Source organism: Arcobacter suis CECT 7833, assembly GCF_003544815.1.
Classification (GTDB): Bacteria; Campylobacterota; Campylobacteria; order Campylobacterales; family Arcobacteraceae; genus Aliarcobacter; species Aliarcobacter suis.
Map to the genome: position 1 here is coordinate 1,838,374 of NZ_CP032100.1, position 21,196 is coordinate 1,859,569.

A 21,196-nucleotide genomic window follows, 5' to 3' on the forward strand; every position below is an offset into this window, starting at 1 on the left:
TAAAATTATATTAAAAGAAAATATTAGGTTACATTTTTTTGGATAGTGTTACGATTGGATATTAAAGTAGCTAATAATTTTATCTATTTCTTCTTGTGAGTTAAATTCTATTTTAAAATAATTTTTTTCAACTTTTACTTTTAAATTATTTTCTTTTAATTTTTCAATGATATTGTTAAGAGGATTGAAGTTATATGTATCTTTTGGTTTATCTTTTTTAGGTTTTTCTATATCTTTTTCTTTTAATTCTTTTACAATTTTTTCAGTTTCTCTAACTGAAAGTTTTTGACCAACTATTGAATCACAAACCATTTTTTGTTCATCATTTGTAAGTCCTAACATAATTTTTGCATGTCCTGCACTAATTTTGTCACTTGCTAAAAATTGTTGTACATATGAGTTTAATTGTAACAATCTTAACGTATTTGTAATAGAAGTTCTGCTTTTGAATACCTTTCGAGATAACTCTTCATGGGTAATACTATGTTCATTTAGTAATTGTGCGTAACAATATGCAAGTTCTATTATATTCAAATCATCTCTTTGAATATTTTCTATTAATGCCAATTCTCTTAACTTAAATTCGTCAGCATCAATAATAATTGCTTTAATTTTATCCATATTCGCAAGTTTATGAGCTCTTAATCTACGCTCCCCTGCAACTAATGTATAAGTACTATCTTCATTTTCAATTACAACTATAGGTTGTAATAAACCATGTTCTTTAATTGACTCACTTAAATCATTTAATTTTTCTTCATCAAATATTTTTCTTGGCTGATTTGGATTGGCTTTTATTGCAGTTACATCAATTTTAAAAACGCCTGATTTGTTACTTCTAGTTGAATTCTCATAAGCTGATTCAACTTCGCCTAATAATTCTCCTAATCCTCTACCTAATGCCATAATATTTTCCTATTAATAAAAATTAACTAACCTGCAATTGCTCTTGCTAAATGTGTGTATGCTTTAGTACCACTTGAGTTTGTATCATATAACATAATTGGTTTACCAAAACTAGGACTTTCCGCTAATTTAACATTTCTTGGTATAACTACATATGAATTATCATCAATTTTGAATAATTTATTCTCAAAATGTTGTGCTAAATCTGCAAATACTTGTTTTGATAAATTATTCTGAGCACTATACATTGTTGGTAAAAAACCTCTAATTTGCAAAGATTGATTTATTGTTTGTTTTACTAATTTTATTGTATTTAATAATTGAGCTAATCCTTCTAATGCAAAAAATTCACATTGGATTGGAATTAATACAGATGTTGATGCACTTAATGTATTTATTGTTATTGGACCTAGAGCAGGAGGTGAATCAATAATGATATAATCAAAATCTTTTTTTACAGGGTCAATTTTTCTTTTTAAAACTAATTCCCTTTCTTTAGTATTTTTATAAAACTCTTTTTCAATTCCAACAAGTCCTATATTCGATGGAGCTACTTTTAAATTCTCAATTTCAGAATCTAAAATAATTTCGCTCAGTTCTTTTGTACCTAACATTACATGGTAAATATTATATTCATAAGTATCCCTATGAAAACCTAATGAAGTCGTAGCATTTGCTTGAGGATCTGCATCAATTAATAATACTCTTTTACCTTCTAATGCAAGTGCCGCACTCAAATTTACAGCAGTTGTAGTTTTACCCACACCGCCCTTTTGGTTAGCTATTGAAATAATTTCTGTCATCTTAAACTAAATACCTTTTTATTGTTTACTTGTATTGAACCATCTTCATTTAACATCACATTTTGAAGAGAAACTTTTTGATTGTCTATGGTTGTTTGGAACTTTTTGCTATGCTGGAATTCTATCTTAAAATCACTAAATATTTGCTTCCAAAAAATCTTTTTTTCTAATTTAGAAAAATAACTTTTTAACATATCATCTATATCAACATTTATATCAAGTTTTCCAAAATCTTCACTAACACTTTTTAAATTTATTCCTATTCCACAATAAATTAGATTTTTTGAAACAGTAGTAATAGTTCCACCGATTTTTTTATCTTCTATATAAAAATCATTTGGCCATTTTAGCCAAACAAAAGAACCCATCTGCTTCAAAACATCTTTTAAAAGATAAGAAAAATATATTGAACTACTTTGTAAAGGTAAATCATCAGGCAAAAATTCTTTATCAACAACAAAAGAGAAAAAAATATTACCCTCTTTTCCTATCCAAGAATTTCCTCTACTACCAATTCCTTGCGTTTGAAAATCACAAAAAACACATAAAGGTTCACTATAACTATTTTCTAAAATATAATCTTTTATATATCTATGAGTAGAATCTATTTCTTTTAATTTTATTATTTTCATATTTTAATTATACATAATAAAAATAGAAGAGTTTATTAAATATAATCCAACTAAAAAAGGTCATTATGTTAGAGCCAATTTTCCCAATTGCAATTTATTTAATTTTAGGTTACACCTTTAAAATAATTTATCATGATAATTCTAAACAACTAATTGAATTTATAATTTATTTTTCACTTCCAGCTATTGTATTTTCTAAAATTTATCCTTTAGTTCTTGATGAAAAAATATTAAATTTGATTTTAATGTTTATCTCTTTTATTCTTTTTAATCTTCTTCTTGCTTATTTTGTAGGAAAAATGATGAAATTAAATCGCGTTTTATTAGCTACTTTTATGATTATGGCTACTTTTGGGAATACATCATTTATTGGTTTTTCATATATTGAAGCATTTTATGGAGAAGATTATATTGTTTATGGATTGATTTATGATTTATTTGGCTCATTTTTGCTTTTAGTTTCAGTTGGAATGTTTATTATTACTTGGGGAGCGGGGAAAAAGAATAATATTACTCATATTTTCAAAAGTATATTTTTATTTCCGCCTTCAATTATGTTTTTAATAACTATTCTTGTAAAAAATTTTGAGGTTCCAAACTTTTTAATATTAACTTCACAAACTCTTGGTTCAACACTTGTTCCAATTGCTATGATTGCAATTGGAATGAAATTAGAACTAAAACATATTTTTGCAAGGTTTCATATTGTTTCAGCTGCAATGATTTTAAAAATGATTGTTGTTCCAATAATTGTATTAATAGGTTTTCACTATTTTTATGGCTTAAATCAAACTTGGGTAAAAGTTACAATAATTGAAGTTGCAATGCCACCAATGACAATGGCTACAGTTTTAGCAATAAAAGGTGGGTTAGATGAAAAAGTAGCTATAAACTCTTTAGTTCTAGGAGTTTTATTGAGTTTATTAACAATAAGTTTATATACATCTTATTTAGCGTAAATATACGCTAAATAAGTATTGAATTTATTTCTAATCTTTGACCTCTAATAAAATCAACAGAGTTTATAGCTTTTTTAGAAGGTGCTTGTAAAGTTTTAATTTTTAAACTTCCTTTTTCACATCCAACAATAATAAAATCATCTTTAATTTCTAAAATCTGACCTTGATTATTGATAGATTTTTCTTCATTTAATTCAATATCTTTTATTTTTAATTCTGATTCTAAAAAAATACCTGGCCAAAACGAATAAGCTTTGTATTTTAAATAAAGTTTTTTAGCATCAATAAAATCAACTAAACCATCTTCTTTTTTGATTTTTTTACAAAAACTTACTTCTGATTCATTTTGTTTTATTGGTTTTATATTTTCATAATTATCTAAAGTTGTAAGAGTAAGTTTTGCAGCAATTAAAGATAATTTTTCAAAAGCTTCTGAAACTTCCATTGTTGGAGTTATTTTTAAATATTGTAACCCTAAAATATCTCCACTATCAAGACCTTCTTCCATAAGCATAGAAGTTACTCCTGTATAATAATCATCATTTAGAATTGATTCTTGAATAGGACTTGCACCTCTATATTTTGGTAGTAATGAAGCATGAAGATTTATACATGGAGCAATATCTAAAATCCCTTTTGGTAATATTTGCCCATAAGCTGCAACTATTATAAAATCAGGTTTTAACTCTGTTATTTGTTTTGTAGCTTCTTCATTTCCTCTTAATTTTAAAGGTTGAAAAATTGGAAGATTTATATTTTCATCAATACAATATTGTTTAATATGAGGAGGAGTTAAAAGTTGCTTTCTCCCAACTGGTTTATCAGGTTGAGTAAATAATCCTACTATTTCATACTTACTATCTAATAATTCTTTAAATATCGTAGTAGCATAATCAGGAGTTCCCATAAATAAAATTCTTTTACTCATAAATATTCCTTCATTTTTTTGCTTGAAAAATTGTTCCACTTTTATGATTTCCATCAACTAAAAAATCATAAGCATTCGTTAAATCAAATCCAGAAGATAAATACATTGGAATATCTCTTTTCATTAAAAAATCTGCTGCTTTTAATTTTGTAACTATTCCACCCGTTGCAAATTCTGAATTTGCAGAATGTTTCATTTCTAATGCTTCAGGAGAAATTTCATAAACATTTTTTTGTAAAACTGCATCATCAAATTCTCTTGGATTTTTATTATAATATCCATCAATATCAGATAAAATTGCTAACATATCTGCTTTAAAATAATAAGCAACATGAGCTGCTAGTTGGTCATTATCACCAAAAACTAACTCATCAGTTGCAATTACATCATTTTCATTTATAATTGGTAAGATTTTATTCTCTAATAAAATTTCCATAACATTTTGAGCATTTTTAGTTCTTTTTCTTGAATCAAAATCATCTGCAATAAAAAGCATTTGAGCACAAGTGATATTATGTTCTTTGAATCTTTTTTTATAATTTTTTAGTAATAAAGGTTGCCCAATAGCTGCTAGTGCTTGTTTATTTGCAACTATCTTTTTATCAAGTTTTAAAGAAGTATATCCAGCTCCAACAGCTCCTGAAGAGACTAATATCACTTCAAGATTTTTGTCATTTTTTAATTTTGCAATTAAATTAACTAAATTTTCCATTCTATCAAGAGCTAATTGTCCGTCTTGAGTTAGAACAGCAGTTCCTACTTTAATTACTAATCTTTTCATCTTTACCCTGTTCTAATAAATTATATAAAGCAAATCCAAGTGGTTTTAAATTTAATTTTGTTAAAGATGAAATTGGTAAAACAAAATATGGTTTTGTATTATCAAATCTTGTATAAATTAAATCTTGTATAAAATATGGAAGTTCTCCTTCAAATTTGAACTCATTTGATTTAGTAGTTTCTAAACCAATATCTTTGATAAATTTTTCTATATCATCTTCTAAAGTTTCACCCAAATATCCATCAATTTTACTTAAAACTATTGCATAATTTCTTTTTGCTAGTTCACCTGAGAATTTAGCAACTTCTTCTTTTAAAACTCTATATTGATCAATCATTGTTCTGTAGTTTGCAACATCAATTACAAATAAAAGTGTTTTTGTTCTTTCAATATGTTTTAAAAACTCTAAACCTAAACCTCTTCCTTCACTTGCACCATCAATGATTCCTGGAATATCAGCCATTACAAATGAATTATAATTTCCAACTTCTACTACACCTAATTTTGGAGTTAAAGTTGTAAATTCATAATTTGCAATTTCAGGAGTTGCATTTGAAGTAACAGATATTAAAGTTGATTTCCCAACATTTGGATAACCAACAAGTCCAACATCAGCAATTAATTTTAATTCTAATCTAATACTTCTAACTTGTCCAGGAAGTCCTGGTTGAAAATAAGTTGGTCTTTGATTTCTTGAATTTTTAAAGTGCACATTTCCAAGTCCACCTTTTCCACCTTCTAAAAACAGAACTTTTTCGCCAAGCTCAATCAAGTCAAAAATAACTTCATTTGTTTCATCATCAATAACTTGAGTTCCAGGAGGAACTATTAAAACCAGTGATTCTCCTGACTTTCCAGTCATTCTTCCACCTAAACCTTGTGCTCCATTATCAGCTTTAAAATATTTTCTACCTTTGTAGTTTGATAATGTATCAGTATTATTGTCTACTAAAAAATAAACATCTCCACCTTTTCCACCATCTCCACCATCTGGTCCACCTTTTACAACAAATTTTTCTCGTCTAAATGCTGCACATCCCTGTCCACCTTTTCCAGATGTAACTGAAAATCTAGCGCTATCTATAAACATATAACTTTCCTTTTAATAAATAATTAAAAACTAAAAGCAAAATTCCAACTTCTACTGTTAACTTTTAATTAGTTATGTTAATTTTTAAATAAAAAAAGGGTGTAGGCAAAAGCCATACACCCTTTAAAGAAATCAATTTTATCCAGAATTACGAAGCGTAAACTGAAACTTTTTTTCTCTTTTTATCTTTAATTTCAAATTTAACAACACCGTCAATTAAAGAATAAATTGTATGATCTTTACCCATACCAACATTTTGACCTAAATGTACTTTAGTACCTCTTTGTCTAATAATGATATTACCAGCTCTTACAACTTCACCACCGTATTTTTTAACACCAAGTCTTCTACCAGCTGAATCTCTATTATTCTGCGTACTTCCCTGACCTTTTTTGTGAGCCATAGTTCTTCTCCTTAACTTATATTATGCTATTTGCTTATGCAGCAATTTTAGTGATTCTAATTTTAGTGAAGCTTTTTCTGAAACCTCTTTTTAATTTAGAATCTTTTCTTCTTCTTTTTTTGTAAATGATTACTTTTTTAGCTCTATTTACACCAGTACCGTCTAATACTACAACTGCCTCAACTTTTGCATTTGCAACAGCATCGCCAGTTTTTAACTCACCGTTGTTTACTGCTAAAACATCAGTAATCTCTAAAGTTTCTTTTGCAGCTAAACCAGTATAGTCAACATCTAAGATATCACCCTCAGAAACTTTATACTGTTTTCCACCACATTTGATAATTGCGTACATCTTTCTTCCTCTAATTCAATTCTATATGCTAGGTTCATATTTTGTCATACTAACTCTATTTTTCGAACCGGAATAGTATCTTATTTTAGTTTAAACTTTCTTTAAGCCAAAGGTTTTTAATGATAATCATTTGCTAAAGCTATTGCATCAACCATTATCATTGAATTTTTAGGCAAACCTTTTACCGATATTGTACTACGTGCTGGTTTATGATTACCAAAAGCTTCAGCAAATATTGTGTTTACAACTCGAAAATCTTCTATATTTTCTAAATATATTGACACTTTTATAACTTTTTCCAATCCACTATTGGCATCTTCTAATAATGTTCTTAAATTAGATAGAACTTGTCTAGTTTGAACTTTAATATCTCTTTCTAGCATTGTACCATCCAATGAAATAGGTACTTGACCTGATGTATAAATCATTCCATTTACTTCTATAGCCGGTGAATATGGACCTATTGCTAGAGGTAAATTATCACTTGCAATAAATTTCATTTATTATCCTTATTTTTTGTAATTGATTGAATTCTACAAAAAATAAACTGCTAATTAAATAAATTTTAAAAATTAATTATTAATTATAAATTATAACTTACTAATTTTCCTAATTTTAATTGATAGATATTATCTTTGATTTTTCTAATTAAATTTGCTTTTTGTTTAAAATCTAAGCTATTATCATAAGAAATAGCTGTTAATTTATTTGTATAAAATTTATAAACCAAAGTTAATAACTCTTGATTTAATCTTTCATCATCATAATTTTCAAGTTTTTCATTTAAAACTATTGAATTTAATGAAATATTTTCTATGTCTGTTAACAATAATTCAAACTCATTTTTATGAGCTTCAAACATAGAAGAATCAACAATATCTAACACAGAATCTAGTCTTTTTGGTTTTTCTAAAATTGATTTTATTATACAAAGTTCAGCAATATCGATTTTTGTTAGATTTGGTTCATAAGTTCTTTGTTTATTTGAACTTATTTTCACTAAATTTTCTCTAATATTTAATTTCTGAGCTAAATATCTTTTATATTCATCTTGATTTAATAAACTTAATGTTTTTAAATATTCATTAGCTTCAGTTAAAGCTTTTTGTTTTTGATTTGGATCATTTATATCATATTTTGAAATGATATAATTTATTGCATAAGGTATATAAGAAATTGGATTTGAAAAAATTTCATTTAATTCATTTATTCTTCCATTATTTACCATATCAGCAGGATCCAATCCATCTGCAAAAATAATAACTCCACCTTCAAACTCACTTTGACTTAACATAACAGAAGCTTTAAAAGCAGCTGCCAGTCCTGCTTTATCTCCATCATAAGCTAATATTACTTTTGGTTCCCCTCGTCTAAGAAGAGGTAAATGTTCAGTTGTGAGTGCAGTTCCTAAAGTTGCCACTGCTGTATTAAAGCCAGCTTGATGAAGCATTATTACATCTAAATAACCCTCGCAAACTATAATTTGATTTTTTTTATATATTTGCTCTTTTGCTAAATGATAACCATATAAAAGTCTTGATTTATTAAAAAGTTTTGTTTGTGGAGAGTTTACATATTTTGCATTGTGCCCAGTAATTGTTCTTCCACCAAAACCTACAAGTTTTCCAGTTATTGAATAAATAGGGAAGGTAATTCTTTCTATAAATCTTGAATATAAACCATTTGTTCCATTATCAATAACACCTAAATCTATTGCATCATTTAAATTATAATGGTTTGATTTTAAAAAATTTATAGTATCTATTGAAACTGGCGCATAACCTATTTCAAACTTTTCAATTGAAAATTCTGATATTCCTCTTTTATGAATATACTCTTTTACATTTTCATTATTCACAAAAAGTTTTTGATAGTATTTATTTACTTCTTCTAAAATTTTTGTGTCTTGTTTTATCTCTGTTGTATTTTCATAATCTAAATTAAAATTATACATTGAAGCTAATTTTTCTATTGTTTCAGGATATGATAACTTTTCATATTCCATTACAAATTTTATAGAATCTCCACCTACTCCACATCCAAAACAGTGATATATTTGTTTTGCTGGACTCACTACAAATGAAGGTGTTGTTTCTCCATGAAAAGGGCAACATGCTTTAAAATTTGCACCAGATTTCTTTAATTCTAAGAATTGAGAGATTACATCAACAACATCAAGATGGTTTTTTAGATTTTCGATTGATTCTTTTTTTATCATAAAAGGATTATATCTTTTTATTATTTTATATGAACTTTTATGTTAGTATTCAAACCTAACGATATAAATAATTAAGGTTTTTTATTTGGATAATATAATTTTAGAATATAGAGATCCATTGTTTGGAATCATCTTACTTGTAGCACTAATTTTTTTAATATCTTTTGTTACTTATTCATTTAGTATTTATAAAGAAAGATTAGCAAGAAAAGATTATAGAAAACTATCTTTACGATTTGAACTAGGAAAATTAAAAGAAGAAGATTATGTTCATTTATATAAAACTTACAATTTACCATTTGATTCAATTTTACTTTTAGCTTCATCATTTTTACATAAAGGTGATTATAATAAAGCTATTTCTGTTTATTTAACTTTACTTGAACATGTAAATGATAGGGTAAAAAAAGAAGAACTACTTGAACTTTTAGGAACTACATATTTTAAAGGTGGCTTTTTACAAAGATCAAAAGAAATTTTTTTAAGAATCCTAAAATTCTCTCCAAGAAATAAAAATGCTTTAAATCATCTTTTATTAGTTTATGAAAAATTAAAAGATTTTCATAAAGCAAAAGAAATAACAACTTGTTTAGAAGAATTAGACAAAGATATGAATGTAGATAAAATCTATTTAGATTCATTGATTATTTTAAACGATTCAATACTTTCTTATGAAAAAAGAACTGAACTTTTATATGAAATTTTTAAAGAAAATAAAATGATAGAAAGAATATTTGCTTCTTTTTTAATTCAATTTAATAAACCATTTTTTTGGGAACATATAAAAGAGTTTGATTGTTCAAAATATATTGATGTAGTTTGGTATTTAAATTTTGATGATATTGATTTTGATAAAGTTTTGCAAAATGAATTTTTAGTTGAATTATATAATGCAAAAGGCTATTTAAATACTTTAAAACATAGCAATGATTTTGATTTTGATATTTTGATTTTAATAAATCAACATGAACATAAAATAAAAGCTTCATTAGATTTTGAGTTTATTTGTACTACTTGCAAACATTCTCACCCTATTTTTGATACAAGATGTCCCCATTGTCATAATATTTTAACTCTTAATGTTAAACATAGACTAACAAAATCATTTTATACCTCTAATCAATCTTTACAATAACTCAAGTACAACACTTTCATAATAAAAGATGTGATATACTTGCGACACTTTAAAAAATCAAAAAAGGAAATATATGAGTGATTATTCAAAATTAGAAAAGTGTTTGGATTATCAGTTTAAAAATAAAGACCTGATAATCGAAGCACTTACACACAAAAGTTTTAAAAAACCTTACAATAATGAAAGACTAGAATTTTTAGGAGATGCTGTTCTTAACTTAATTGTTGGAGAGTATCTTTTCCAAAAATTTCCTAAATCAAATGAAGGTGAACTATCAAAAATTAGAGCATCTTTAGTAAATGAAACAGGATTTACAAGACTTGCAAATGAAATAAAACTTGGTGATTTCATCTACATTTCAACTGCTGAAGAAAGAAATAAAGGAAGAACAAAAGCTTCTATTTTATCTGATGCATTTGAAGCTATTATGGGTGCTGTTTATTTAGAATCTGGTTTAGAAGTATTAAAACCTATTATTTTAGATTTACTTGAAAGATCTTATGACAAAATTAATCTTGATGTTTTATTTAGTGATTATAAAACAGCTTTACAAGAAATAACACAAGCAAAATTTGCTTCAATTCCTGAATATAAAATCGAAGGTTCTTATGGACCAGATCATAAAAAAGAGTTTGAGGTTTCAATTTGGATTGACGGTGTTAATTATGGAAGTGCAAATGGAAAAAGTAAAAAACTAGCTCAACAAGCAGTAGCAAAAATTGCAATTGAAAAACTAAAAGAGGACTAAAACTAAATGAATACTTTTGGACATAGATTTAGATTTACAACTTTTGGTGAATCACATGGAAAAGCTCTTGGATGTATTGTTGATGGAGTTCCAGCTGGAATAAAAATTGACGAAGAATTCATTCAAAATGAGATGAATAGAAGAAAACCAGGACAAAATAAATATGCAACATCAAGAAAAGAAGGTGATGTTGTAGAAATTCTTTCAGGTGTTTTTGAAGGAGTTACTACTGGAACTTCAATTTCAATGATTATTTTTAATGAAAATCAAAAAAGTAGTGATTATTCAAATGTAAAAGATTTATTCCGTCCAGGTCATGCTGATTTTACTTATTTTAATAAATATGGAATCAGAGATTACAGAGGTGGAGGAAGAAGTAGTGCTAGAGAAACAGCAGCAAGAGTTGCAGCTGGGGCAATTGCAAAACTTATGTTAAATGAACTTGGTATTAATGTACAAAGTGGTATTTGTGAAATAGATGGAATAGAAGCAAATAACTATAATTTTTCAAAAGTTAGTGAGTCTGAAATTTTTGCACTTGATGCAGAAGTTGAACAAGCTCAAAAAGATGCTATTTTAAAAGCAAAAAACTCACACAATAGTGTTGGTGGTGTGGCTCTTATAAATGTAAAAAATGCTCCAATTGGACTTGGTGAACCTTTATATTTTAAACTAGATTCTCAAATAGCAAATGCAATGATGAGTATAAATGCTGTAAAAGCAGTAGAAATTGGAGATGGGATTTTAGCTTCAAGAGTTTTAGGTTATGAAAATAATGATCAAATAAGAAAATCTGGTTTCAAAACAAATCACAGTGGTGGAATTTTAGGTGGCATCTCAAATGGTGATGATATAAATGTAAAAGTTTATTTCAAAGCTACTCCGTCTATTTTTATAGAACAAGAAACTGTAGATGTTCATAACAATGAAGTAAATTGCCAATTAAAAGGAAGACATGACCCTTGTGTGGCTGTAAGAGGAAGTGTTGTAGCTGAATCTATGATGGCTTTAGTTCTAGCTGATATGGTTTTATTAAATATGTCATCTAAAATGGAAAATGTTAAGAAGGTTTACTCTAAATAAAGATTTATTTAAAGTTTTTTATATATACTTTCATCTTAAAGCAACTCTTTGGTCAAGGGTTGCTTTTTTTATTGTCTTTAATTTGTGAAATAACATAAAAGACATAATTACAATATAGTAAAAGTTTGCTATAATCGGACAAATCAAAGAAAAAAAGTTTGATATAAAAAGGAAGTCAATGTTTAAAATAATTTCAATTATTTCTGTAGGAATTTTAATTGCAGGATGTTCATCAAAAGAAGTTCCAACAGGACCAAGATATAATGTAGATGTAATTAAAAAAAATGATGGTTACATAATTAAACCTCTCCAATATACATCAGCAAAATTAATGTCTGGTATTAAAAGTTTAAATAACGATGTAACTCCAATTATTTTAGGAACAGATAATTGTAGAATTTTAGGTGAAGCAAAATCAACTGATAAATATATTGCAAGTACAAAAATTTCTAAAATGAATTGTACAATTGATGGTGAAGAATACGAGTCAAGAGATGTTAAAGCTTGGGTTATGAAAGATAACTATGTTGGTATAGATTTATCTAAAAAAGAAGTAGAAAAAAGAGATGATCAAAAATCAAGTGAAACAGATTACAAACAAAGTTTATATGGATTAAATCCTGGACAAGAAGTAAAAATATTTATTGAAGAAGGAAGTTTAAATAAACTTTAAAAATAAAAAGCAACTCAAAATAATTGAGTTGCTTTTTTACTTTTAATTTATTGCTGCATCTAATGCTTTTTTAGCATTTGGCCATCTATTATTTGCGTTTAACATAACCATTAATATATCTTGATTACCTTTTTTAGCTCTCGCAATTAAACAAGCTCCCGCTTTATTTGTATATCCCGTTTTTACACCTACTACATAAGGATCATCTTTTAAAAGTTTATTACTTGTAGTAAAAAAATATTTTTTATTTGTATTCAATGCAGAAAAAGAGTATTTATCTAATTTAACTATAGAATTGAATGTTAGATTTTTTATTGCGTATTCAGTAAGTATCAATAAATCTCTAGCTGTTGATCTGTGATTTCCAGCATCAAAACCACAAGGATTTGTGAAATTTGTATTTATCATACCTAATTGTTTTGCTTTAATATTCATCATATTTACAAACAATTGTTTGTTCCCTTTTCCTAAATAAATTGCAATAGCATTTGCTGCATCATTTGCAGATCTAATCAAAGCTGCATGAACTAAATCTTTTAAATAAAATTTTTCACCAACTTGAAAATTTGCAATTGTAGGTTCAACTTTTTTCATTTCAGCTGTAATAGTAACTACACTATTCATTTTCCCACTTTCAATAGCAAGCATTGCAGTCATAATTTTAGTTAAACTAGCAGGACTTAATCTTTGATTTTCACCTTTTGTAAATATCAATTTCTTTTTATTTAGATCTTTAACGATTATTGAATCTAAATCTTTTTCAATTTTATGAAAAACATCTGCACTATCTGAAAACAATAAAGTGGGGATAAACATAAAACATAAAACCGCTAATAAAAATCTCATAATACAACCTAGTTTGAAAATTACATTTAATTAAAAATGTTTTTTATAGTCTAAATACAACTTAAAGTAATGTAGTATACTACAAGTAAACTAATATTAAATATAAATAATTATAATTATTTAAACTCTTTTTTTAATTCTTCAAGTCTTGCTATTCTATCTTGTGTAGTTGGATGTGTTCTGAATAAACTTCCAAGAGTTGTTTTTAATCCTGAAAATGGATTAATAATAAACATGTGTGCTGTTTGTTCTGTTGCATTATGAATTTCATGTCCACTTCTTGCATAATTTTCAAGTTTGGCTAAAGCACTTTGAAGACCAGCTGGATTTTCAGTCATTCTAGCAGCTCCTTCATCAGCCATAAATTCTCTACTTCTACTTACTGTCATTTGAATAATTGATGCTGCAAGTGGCAATAAAATAGCCATTGCTATCATCATAATTGGATTAGAACCTTGTTTATTATTTCCACCAAACATAGCTCCAAATTGCATCATATTTGCAATCATTGCTATTGCTCCAGCAAATACAGCGGCAATTGTTCCAATTAAAATGTCATAATGTTTTATATGTGATAATTCATGGGCAATTACTCCTTCTAACTCTTTTTCATTTAACATTTCATATAAACCCATTGTAACAGCAATAGCTGCATGTTCATGGTCTCTTCCTGTTGCAAAAGCATTTGGAGTATGATCAGGTATTAAATAAACTTTAGGCATTGGAAGCCCTACTTTTTGTGTTAATCTTTGAGTAATTCTATAAACAGGATGTCTCGTATCTTCAATAGGTGTTGCATTATAATGTTTTAAAACTTGTTGGTCCGAATAATAATAGGCATAAAAATTCATACCACCAGCCATTAAAAATGCTATTAACATCCCACTTGTTCCACCAAAAGAGTAACCCAAAAATACAAATATAACAGTAAGGAAAGTAAGTAAAAAAACTGTTTTGATTTGTTCCATTATATTCTCCTAATTTTTTTGTATTCTAACAAATATTAGTTAATAAAAATTAAACTAGATATTGTTCAAAATTGACTCTTTTTGATATGGAACTTTTGCACTAGGAGTTACTTTTGATGTACTTTCTAAGTGAACATCTTGATCATCAAAAAATATATCTGCACCAAAAGCTTTTACAACTTCATATTTATCAACACCACCTAAAAAAAATGCTTCATCAAGTCTTACATTCCAGTCTGAAAGTGTTCTTATTACTCTTTCATGGGCTGGTGAATTTCTTGCAGTTATTAAAGCTGTTCTAATTGGAGTTTGTTCATGTGGATATTTTGCTTGAATATTTGAAATAAGTTTTAAAAGTTGAGCAAATGGTCCACTCTTCATAGCATTTGAAGCATTTTGTTTTTCATAAGCTAAAAATGCTTCTAAACCTTGTGTTTTATAAACTATTTCTGACTCTTCTGAAAATAAAACAGCATCACCATCAAAGGCAATTTTAACTTGATTTGAGTGTCCATTTTCTTTCTCTTCATAAGGTAAAATCCTAGCAGCTGCAATTCCCTCATTTATGGCATTTTGAACATCTTGCTCATTTGCTGATAAAAACAAGTCTACTTTAAAAGGTTTCAAATATTTAGATATATCATCTCCCCCACTCCAAGCTGACCTTTGAATATCAAGTTTATATTTTTCTATTGATTTTGTAATTCTAAGACTTGTAGCAGAATTATTTCTTGACATAATTATTACTTCAACTTGTTTATCATTTGGAAAATCATCATTTATTTTTAAAAGTTTTTTTACAAGTCTAAAAGCAGTACCTTTTTTTGGTAATAAATCTTCATTTTCTATTTGATATTTATAATATTCATCAAGACCTTTTTCCTCAAAAATCTTATTTTCATCCTCAAGATTAAATAATGCTCTTGAAGAAATTGCAATTACTAATTTTTTATTTAAATCATATCCCAAAACTGAACCTTTTATTTTTTAATTGTGTAATCATAAAACTAATGTATGAATAAAGTAGCTTATTTTATATAAAAAGAAGCAAAAATAACTTAAAATAAATTATTATTTTTTAAATTAAGAGAGAAAATGAAAAAACTTTACATTGTAAGACATGCGCAAAAAGAAGATGAACAATTACAACAAGATGACTATGACAGAGAGTTAAGTCCAGAAGGAATTAAAAATGCAGAAGGTATGTCAAAAATCTTTGCCTCAAAAAACTTACCAATTGATTTAATAGTTGCAAGTCCTGCTGCAAGAACAAAAAAAACCGCTGAAATATTTGCTGAGGCTCTAAAATATAACAAAACCGTAATGTTAAATGAAGTCTTATATATGGCTTTTGTTAATGAGTTATTAGAAACTATTACTTATACTTTTGATACTGTTGATTCAATGCTTTTAGTAGGACATAATCCATCATTAACAGCCCTTGCAATTACACTAGTAGGATTTAAAGAAAAATTCCAAATGGGTGCTATTATGGAAATAGATTTTGATTGTGATTCATGGATTGATATTTGTAAAGAAAATGCAAAACTAATTTCTTATGAATTTCCAAATATGTAATAAAGTCAAAGAGACTTTATTACTTAATCTAGATTTTTATTTAAAAGAACAACTGAAGCTAATTGTGTTAACTCTTTTATATTTTCAGATGTAATTTGTGGATTATCTCCAATAACAGAACTAAATATATCAGTAAAGTTTTCTCTTGCCCAAGTTCTTAATTCAGTGGCTGTCATATATTTTTTTGTAGAAATCACTTTACCTTTTTTACTAGTAACAGTAACTTTTGCACTATCACTATTTTCAAAATTTCCTTTTATTCCATCATTATTTGAAATTTGATATGTAACTGTTGCATCATATAATTTTCCTTTTACAACTGAACCATTATCAACTACTTTTCTTGGAAAGCCTGTTGCTTTAAAAAAACCATCCCATTGGTCAGCTAATAAATTAGTAATTCCAAAACTTATAAATAATAAAATTAATATAAAATATTTTTTCATTTTTTTCCCTATTTAGTGATTATTTACCTAAACAAAATTCACCAAACATAACATCCAACATTTGGTCATTTTCATAAGGTCTTGTAATTGACGAAATTTGTTCTAATGCTTCAGTTATATAATGAGCAAAAAATTCTAATTCGCCAGAATCAAGTGGATTCTTTGATAATTCTATATTATAAAGTGTATTTTCAACAGATAAAATCTGTCTTTTTGAAATCAATGTCATCTCATCACTATGAGTATTTGAATCTAAAATAATTTCTATTTTTTTAATCAAAGGATTAATATCTTCTTTAGTTGATAACTCTATAAAATCATCTATTTTTGTTTTATCAAAAAGATTTTGTAAATCTGATTTATTTAAAACTTTTAAGATTTGTTTATTAGAATTTTCTTCTATTAATTGAATTATTTTTTCATCTTCATCATCACAAACTTTACTATTATCAAATAAAGCTATTACAATATCTGCTTCATTTATTGCTTGAATAGATTTTTCAATTCCTATTTTTTCTATAACATCACTTGCATCTCTAATTCCAGCAGTGTCCACAATCTTTATAATGTGTGTTCCAATTTTTACAGACTCTTCAATAGTATCTCTTGTTGTTCCTGCAATATCTGAAATAATAGCTCGGTCATAGTTTAAAAGCTTATTTAAAAGTGAAGACTTACCAACATTTGGTTTTCCAATGATTGCTACTTTAAAGCCTTCAATCATTCCCTCTCTTCTTCTACTTGCATCCAAAGTATTAGATAATTTTACGATTATTTTTTCCATTTTATTTTTGATTTGCTCAAAAATATCTTTTGGTAAATCATCTTCTGCATAATCAATTGAAACTTCTGTGTAAGCTAACATAAAAAGTAAATCTTCTCTTATTTCATTTACAAAATGAGTAAGTTCACCTTTTAGTTGTCTTGCCAATAATTTTACAGCATCTTCACTTCTGGCTTCTATAATTTTTGAAATTGCTTCTGCTTTTGTTAAATCTATTTTATTATTAAAAAAAGCTCGTTTTGAAAATTCTCCAGGATTTGCAATTCTAGCTCCATGTTTTAAAGCTTCATTTACAAGCATATTTGCAATTGCAACTCCACCGTGACATTGAAACTCAATTACATCTTCACCTGTAAATGAGAATGGTGCTTTAAAATATATAACTAATGCTTCATCTATTACTTCATTATTTATATCATACAATGAAGAAAGAGTTGCAAGTCTTGGTTGAAAAGTTGTTTTTTTTGAAATTTTTGTAGCAATTTCAAGAGCATTAACTCCTGAAATTCTAACTATTGAAATAGAGCCAATTCCATTGGCTGTTGCAATTGCAACAATTGTAGCATCATCAAACAAGATTAAATTTCTCTTGCTCTATATTCATTAACAAGTACATATTTATCGCCTCTAACATTTGTTTTAACAGCAACATATTTGTCAGGAAACTCTTCTCTTAATTTTTTTAAAGCAATATGAACTAAAATACCATCTAAAGGTTTAGTTTTAAATGTACCTTTTTCTTTTATTATTTCTATAATTGGTTCAAGATATGTATAAATTGCTTCTTCTTGATTTTTCAAAAATTGTGCAACTTCAAGTCTTAACATTAAGCCATATTTTTCATTTATCCAATTAAATAAAATATATGATAATGCTTTATATCTATAACCTTCTTTTCCAATTAATAAAGCTGAATCTTCACCTAAAAACTCAATATATAAAGTCTCTTCATCATAAAATTCAACATTAATTCTATCAAGGCAATAACAAGTATTATCAAATAATAAATGAATCCCTTCTTCAACTTCTTTTAAAATTTTTTCTTTATCTTTTTTAATAATTATTTTTGAAATTTCACCTTGTGATTCTTCATAATAAAATTTATCAAAAATTCTATCTTTAGATTCAACTTTTGGAACACAACATGAAGATTCATTTTTATCTTCTTTTTGTAAAAGATTTCTTTCTTCTTTTTGATTTGAATATTCAATTCTTTCTGATACTTCTTGAATTCTTACATCTTTGTTTTTAAAAATTTTTGTTTCTTGAACATATGTTCTACAATTATCTTTAAAACAAACTTGTATAATGGCATTTTTTTTACCAAAACCAAGAAAACCTTTACTTGGTTGTTGGATAACTTCTATTTCTAATTCAGTAATAGAACAATTAAATTCCGCAGTGGCCAATTCATAGACCTTTTCTAGACAATTCGCTTCAAACTTTTTCATATTAAGTTCCTAATTTTTTTCAGCTCTTTTTCTTTCGAATATACTATTAATATAGTATTGTTGACCGATTGTAAATAAATTATTTATAAACCAGTATAACGTAAGTCCTGCTGGGAACCATAAGAAGAAGAATGTGAAAACAACTGGTAAAAATTGGAATATTTTCTTTTGCATTTCATCTTGCATAGTATTTGGTGTAATTTTTTGTTGTAAAAACATTGTAACACCCATTAAAATAGGTAAAACAAAATATGGATCCATCTCAGCTAAATCGTGTACCCAGAAAATCCAATCTGCACCTTTTAATTCAATAGCATTTAATAAAACTCTATATATTGCAAAAAATACTGGAATTTGTAAAATTAATGGTAAACATCCACCCATTGGATTTGCACCATGTTTTTTATAAAGTTCCATCATATGCATAGATTGTTTTTGTTTATCATCTTTATATTTAACTTGAATTTCTTTCATTTTTGGAGCTAAATCTTTTAACTTTTGCATAGATACCATACCTTTGTATGATAAAGGATAAAGTACTAATTTAATCAAAATTGTTAAAATAACAATTGTCCAACCCCAATTTCCAACATAACCTTGAATAAATTGTAATAATAAAAACATTGGTTTTGCAATAAATGTAAACCAACCATAATCAATTACATCAATTAATTCAGGATTTAAAGCATTTAAATCTCGATGATTTTTAGGTCCAATAAATCCAGAAAAAGATACATCCGTTCCTCCATGAATAAATCCTTGTGGATTTGAAGAAGTATCCGGCATTAAAGTTACATTTAGTGATTTGTCAAAATTGTAAATAACTGTTGCATAATATCTATCAAAACTAGAGATAAATTTTGCTCCAACAATATTTTCATTTTTATCTGAATCACCATCTTCAATTGTTTTTAGTGTATTATCATTTAATTTTGATATAAATCCATGAACTGCATACATATCAGCTAATACATTTGGTCTAAATCCATTTGTAATAAAAAACTGTTTGTCATTTGTCGCACTAACATTTAAATCATAATGTCCATCTGAATAAATAGTTAATTTTTTTGTTAAAACTGTTCCATTTAAATTTTGAGTTAAAATAAGTTCTTGAGTAGAAGTTGTAGCATCAACATTTGAAGAACTTGCAATCACTGAAACTTTAAAAGCCTCTGTATTTAAATTTACATCTGCAAATCTAATTTCAAGTGGTCTTAATTGGTTTGCTTCAAATAGTTTAATTTGATTACCATTTTCGTCTTTATATTTCTCTTCAAGTAATGTAACTTGAGCAACTCTACCTAAATTATCAATTTCTATAATATTTTTAGCTGTTTTAATCACAGAAACTATTTCAGAACTTGCCACAACTTTTGATGATAATGCATCAACTGATTTTGACATATTTACTGGATTACCATTTACATCAGTTGTTAGCATTTTTGCATCAAGTGCATTTACTTCTGGAGCAACATTTTGCTTTTGTGCTTGTTCTTGTTTAACAAGGGCTGCTTTGGCTTCTTGTTGTGGTTTTAAAACCAAAAACTCGTAAGCTATGAAAAATACAAAAACTACCAATGTCATAATTAACATTCGTTTTTGCATACCGTTATTTTGATTCATGTTGTTCATTCTTTTTTTTCCACTCCCGATTCTTTACTACTAAATACTTACCATTTTCTAATGGAATATACCAATATTTTATTTTGATTTTTTCAAAATTGATATTTTGATTTGCGTTTAACTTAATGATTGGATAATCAAATCCACCATCAAAAAGTTGATTACACTTTAATATTCGCGTTATTGTAAAATAAATCGCCTTAAAAAAAGTATTATTGTCCAATTGCCACAATGCATACTGGGAACAAGTTGGATAATATCTGCATGATCCGAAAGATAAAATTGTTAAATATTTTTGATAAAATCTTATCAAATATTTAAAAATTGTTTTCATTGTAAGACTTCTAATCTTTTTAATGCAAAATCAAAATCTTTTTTTAACTGTAGAAAATTTTTATCATGTAGTTCAATTTTTGCAACAAATATATAATTACCAATTAATAATTGTTTTTCATAAGAAGCAAATAAAGCACGCATTCTTCTTCTTGCTTTATTTCTATTCACAGCATTTCCTACTTTTTTTGAAGTAACAAAAGCAGCTTTTAATGTAGGGCTAGAACTAAAAAAAGCGACAAAGCTGGTGGTGTGCCATCTTTTGCCGCTTTTATATAGTTTGTTAAAGTCTCTCGAACTATTAAGTCGATGTTCTTTATTTAAACAGCTAATTTATGTCTACCTTTAGCTCTTCTTGCGTTAATAACTCTTCTACCATTTTTAGTAGCCATTCTTACTCTGAACCCGTGAGTTCTTTTTCTTGGAGTATTGTGTGGTTGATACGTTCTTTTCATC

The 21,196-nt window shown here is 26.9% G+C and carries 26 protein-coding genes; 6 read left to right on the top strand and 20 right to left on the bottom strand.

What is annotated here, in order from left to right:
- Positions 1-48: 48 nt before the first annotated feature.
- The 3 genes from ASUIS_RS09500 to ASUIS_RS09510 are packed head-to-tail and all read right to left on the bottom strand — an operon-like array spanning position 49 to position 2,341.
- Positions 49-906, bottom strand: coding sequence for a ParB/RepB/Spo0J family partition protein (locus tag ASUIS_RS09500; protein ID WP_118886856.1), 858 nt, complete (start codon positions 904-906; stop codon positions 49-51).
- Positions 907-932: 26 nt separating this feature from the next.
- Positions 933-1,709: a ParA family protein gene (locus ASUIS_RS09505; protein ID WP_118886858.1), complete on the bottom strand. Its 777-nt coding sequence runs from the start codon at positions 1,707-1,709 to the stop codon at positions 933-935.
- The gene (locus ASUIS_RS09510) at positions 1,706-2,341 is read right to left on the bottom strand and encodes a biotin--[acetyl-CoA-carboxylase] ligase (protein WP_118886860.1); all 636 of its coding nucleotides are present in this window, start codon (positions 2,339-2,341) and stop codon (positions 1,706-1,708) included. Before ASUIS_RS09510 ends, ASUIS_RS09505 begins: the two co-directional genes overlap by 4 nt.
- Before the next feature lie 65 nt (positions 2,342-2,406).
- On the opposite strand from ASUIS_RS09510, the gene ASUIS_RS09515 reads away from it, so the two are divergent.
- Positions 2,407-3,300: an AEC family transporter gene (locus ASUIS_RS09515; RefSeq protein ID WP_118886862.1), complete on the top strand. Its 894-nt coding sequence runs from the start codon at positions 2,407-2,409 to the stop codon at positions 3,298-3,300.
- Positions 3,301-3,307: 7 nt separating this feature from the next.
- On the opposite strand, the gene fmt is transcribed toward ASUIS_RS09515, so the two are convergent.
- From fmt to dnaG, 7 genes are all read right to left on the bottom strand, one after another.
- On the bottom strand, positions 3,308-4,228 hold the full coding sequence (gene fmt, locus ASUIS_RS09520; protein ID WP_118887675.1) for a methionyl-tRNA formyltransferase: 921 nt from the start codon (positions 4,226-4,228) through the stop codon (positions 3,308-3,310).
- Between the two features lie 10 nt (positions 4,229-4,238).
- Positions 4,239-5,009 (bottom strand): glutamate 5-kinase, encoded by a 771-nt coding sequence (gene proB, locus ASUIS_RS09525; RefSeq protein WP_118886864.1) that lies wholly within the window; start codon positions 5,007-5,009, stop codon positions 4,239-4,241.
- Positions 4,990-6,099 carry a GTPase ObgE gene (gene obgE, locus ASUIS_RS09530; protein ID WP_118886866.1) on the bottom strand — a complete coding sequence of 370 codons (1,110 nt, stop codon included), beginning with the start codon at positions 6,097-6,099 and terminating at the stop codon, positions 4,990-4,992. The genes proB and obgE overlap by 20 nt, the downstream gene beginning before the upstream one ends.
- Positions 6,100-6,247: 148 nt before the next feature.
- Positions 6,248-6,502 (bottom strand): 50S ribosomal protein L27, encoded by a 255-nt coding sequence (rpmA, locus tag ASUIS_RS09535; protein ID WP_118886868.1) that lies wholly within the window; start codon positions 6,500-6,502, stop codon positions 6,248-6,250.
- A gap of 34 nt (positions 6,503-6,536) precedes the next feature.
- Positions 6,537-6,854 (bottom strand): 50S ribosomal protein L21, encoded by a 318-nt coding sequence (gene rplU, locus ASUIS_RS09540; RefSeq protein ID WP_118886870.1) that lies wholly within the window; start codon positions 6,852-6,854, stop codon positions 6,537-6,539.
- A 116-nt stretch (positions 6,855-6,970) separates the two neighbouring features.
- On the bottom strand, positions 6,971-7,354 hold the full coding sequence (locus tag ASUIS_RS09545) for a Rid family detoxifying hydrolase (RefSeq protein WP_118886872.1): 384 nt from the start codon (positions 7,352-7,354) through the stop codon (positions 6,971-6,973).
- Positions 7,355-7,437: 83 nt separating this feature from the next.
- Complete coding sequence (gene dnaG, locus ASUIS_RS09550) at positions 7,438-9,072, bottom strand: DNA primase (protein WP_118886874.1); 1,635 nt, start codon at positions 9,070-9,072, stop codon at positions 7,438-7,440.
- Between the two features lie 85 nt (positions 9,073-9,157).
- On the opposite strand from dnaG, the gene ASUIS_RS09555 reads away from it, so the two are divergent.
- The 4 genes from ASUIS_RS09555 (at position 9,158) to ASUIS_RS09570 (ending at position 12,711) form a co-directional block, all read left to right on the top strand.
- Complete coding sequence (locus ASUIS_RS09555; RefSeq protein ID WP_118886876.1) at positions 9,158-10,207, top strand: tetratricopeptide repeat protein; 1,050 nt, start codon at positions 9,158-9,160, stop codon at positions 10,205-10,207.
- 73 nt (positions 10,208-10,280) lie between these two features.
- Positions 10,281-10,955, top strand: coding sequence for a ribonuclease III (gene rnc / locus ASUIS_RS09560; protein WP_118886878.1), 675 nt, complete (start codon positions 10,281-10,283; stop codon positions 10,953-10,955).
- 6 nt (positions 10,956-10,961) lie between these two features.
- Positions 10,962-12,038: a chorismate synthase gene (aroC, locus tag ASUIS_RS09565; protein WP_118886880.1), complete on the top strand. Its 1,077-nt coding sequence runs from the start codon at positions 10,962-10,964 to the stop codon at positions 12,036-12,038.
- A 178-nt stretch (positions 12,039-12,216) separates the two neighbouring features.
- Positions 12,217-12,711: a hypothetical protein gene (locus ASUIS_RS09570; RefSeq protein ID WP_118886882.1), complete on the top strand. Its 495-nt coding sequence runs from the start codon at positions 12,217-12,219 to the stop codon at positions 12,709-12,711.
- A gap of 42 nt (positions 12,712-12,753) precedes the next feature.
- On the opposite strand, the gene ASUIS_RS09575 is transcribed toward ASUIS_RS09570, so the two are convergent.
- The 3 genes from ASUIS_RS09575 to ASUIS_RS09585 form a co-directional block, all read right to left on the bottom strand.
- The gene (locus ASUIS_RS09575; RefSeq protein WP_118886884.1) at positions 12,754-13,557 is read right to left on the bottom strand and encodes a D-alanyl-D-alanine carboxypeptidase family protein; all 804 of its coding nucleotides are present in this window, start codon (positions 13,555-13,557) and stop codon (positions 12,754-12,756) included.
- A gap of 116 nt (positions 13,558-13,673) precedes the next feature.
- Positions 13,674-14,525 carry a zinc metalloprotease HtpX gene (gene htpX, locus ASUIS_RS09580; protein WP_118886886.1) on the bottom strand — a complete coding sequence of 284 codons (852 nt, stop codon included), beginning with the start codon at positions 14,523-14,525 and terminating at the stop codon, positions 13,674-13,676.
- 54 nt (positions 14,526-14,579) lie between these two features.
- Positions 14,580-15,494, bottom strand: a complete 915-nt coding sequence (locus ASUIS_RS09585; RefSeq protein WP_118886888.1) for a 5'-nucleotidase — start codon at positions 15,492-15,494, stop codon at positions 14,580-14,582.
- A gap of 126 nt (positions 15,495-15,620) precedes the next feature.
- Between ASUIS_RS09585 and ASUIS_RS09590 the strand changes: the two genes are divergently transcribed.
- Positions 15,621-16,103, top strand: coding sequence for a SixA phosphatase family protein (locus tag ASUIS_RS09590; protein ID WP_118886890.1), 483 nt, complete (start codon positions 15,621-15,623; stop codon positions 16,101-16,103).
- 23 nt (positions 16,104-16,126) lie between these two features.
- Here ASUIS_RS09590 and ASUIS_RS09595 read toward each other — a convergent pair whose 3' ends face one another.
- The 7 genes from ASUIS_RS09595 to rpmH are packed head-to-tail and all read right to left on the bottom strand — an operon-like array spanning position 16,127 to position 21,195.
- A complete protein-coding gene (locus ASUIS_RS09595; protein WP_118886892.1) occupies positions 16,127-16,549 on the bottom strand; it encodes a hypothetical protein in 423 nt (140 codons plus the stop codon).
- 19 nt (positions 16,550-16,568) lie between these two features.
- The gene (gene mnmE / locus ASUIS_RS09600) at positions 16,569-17,909 is read right to left on the bottom strand and encodes a tRNA uridine-5-carboxymethylaminomethyl(34) synthesis GTPase MnmE (RefSeq protein ID WP_118886894.1); all 1,341 of its coding nucleotides are present in this window, start codon (positions 17,907-17,909) and stop codon (positions 16,569-16,571) included.
- 2 nt (positions 17,910-17,911) lie between these two features.
- Positions 17,912-18,784: a Jag N-terminal domain-containing protein gene (locus tag ASUIS_RS09605; protein WP_118886896.1), complete on the bottom strand. Its 873-nt coding sequence runs from the start codon at positions 18,782-18,784 to the stop codon at positions 17,912-17,914.
- A 9-nt stretch (positions 18,785-18,793) separates the two neighbouring features.
- Positions 18,794-20,416, bottom strand: coding sequence for a membrane protein insertase YidC (yidC, locus tag ASUIS_RS09610; protein WP_118886898.1), 1,623 nt, complete (start codon positions 20,414-20,416; stop codon positions 18,794-18,796).
- Positions 20,394-20,741 carry a membrane protein insertion efficiency factor YidD gene (gene yidD, locus ASUIS_RS09615; protein ID WP_118886900.1) on the bottom strand — a complete coding sequence of 116 codons (348 nt, stop codon included), beginning with the start codon at positions 20,739-20,741 and terminating at the stop codon, positions 20,394-20,396. Before yidD ends, yidC begins: the two co-directional genes overlap by 23 nt.
- Positions 20,738-21,073 (bottom strand): ribonuclease P protein component, encoded by a 336-nt coding sequence (gene rnpA / locus ASUIS_RS13715; protein WP_192894434.1) that lies wholly within the window; start codon positions 21,071-21,073, stop codon positions 20,738-20,740. The genes yidD and rnpA overlap by 4 nt, the downstream gene beginning before the upstream one ends.
- Positions 21,061-21,195: a 50S ribosomal protein L34 gene (rpmH, locus tag ASUIS_RS09630; protein ID WP_118886902.1), complete on the bottom strand. Its 135-nt coding sequence runs from the start codon at positions 21,193-21,195 to the stop codon at positions 21,061-21,063. The genes rnpA and rpmH overlap by 13 nt, the downstream gene beginning before the upstream one ends.
- Position 21,196 lies beyond the last annotated feature (1 nt).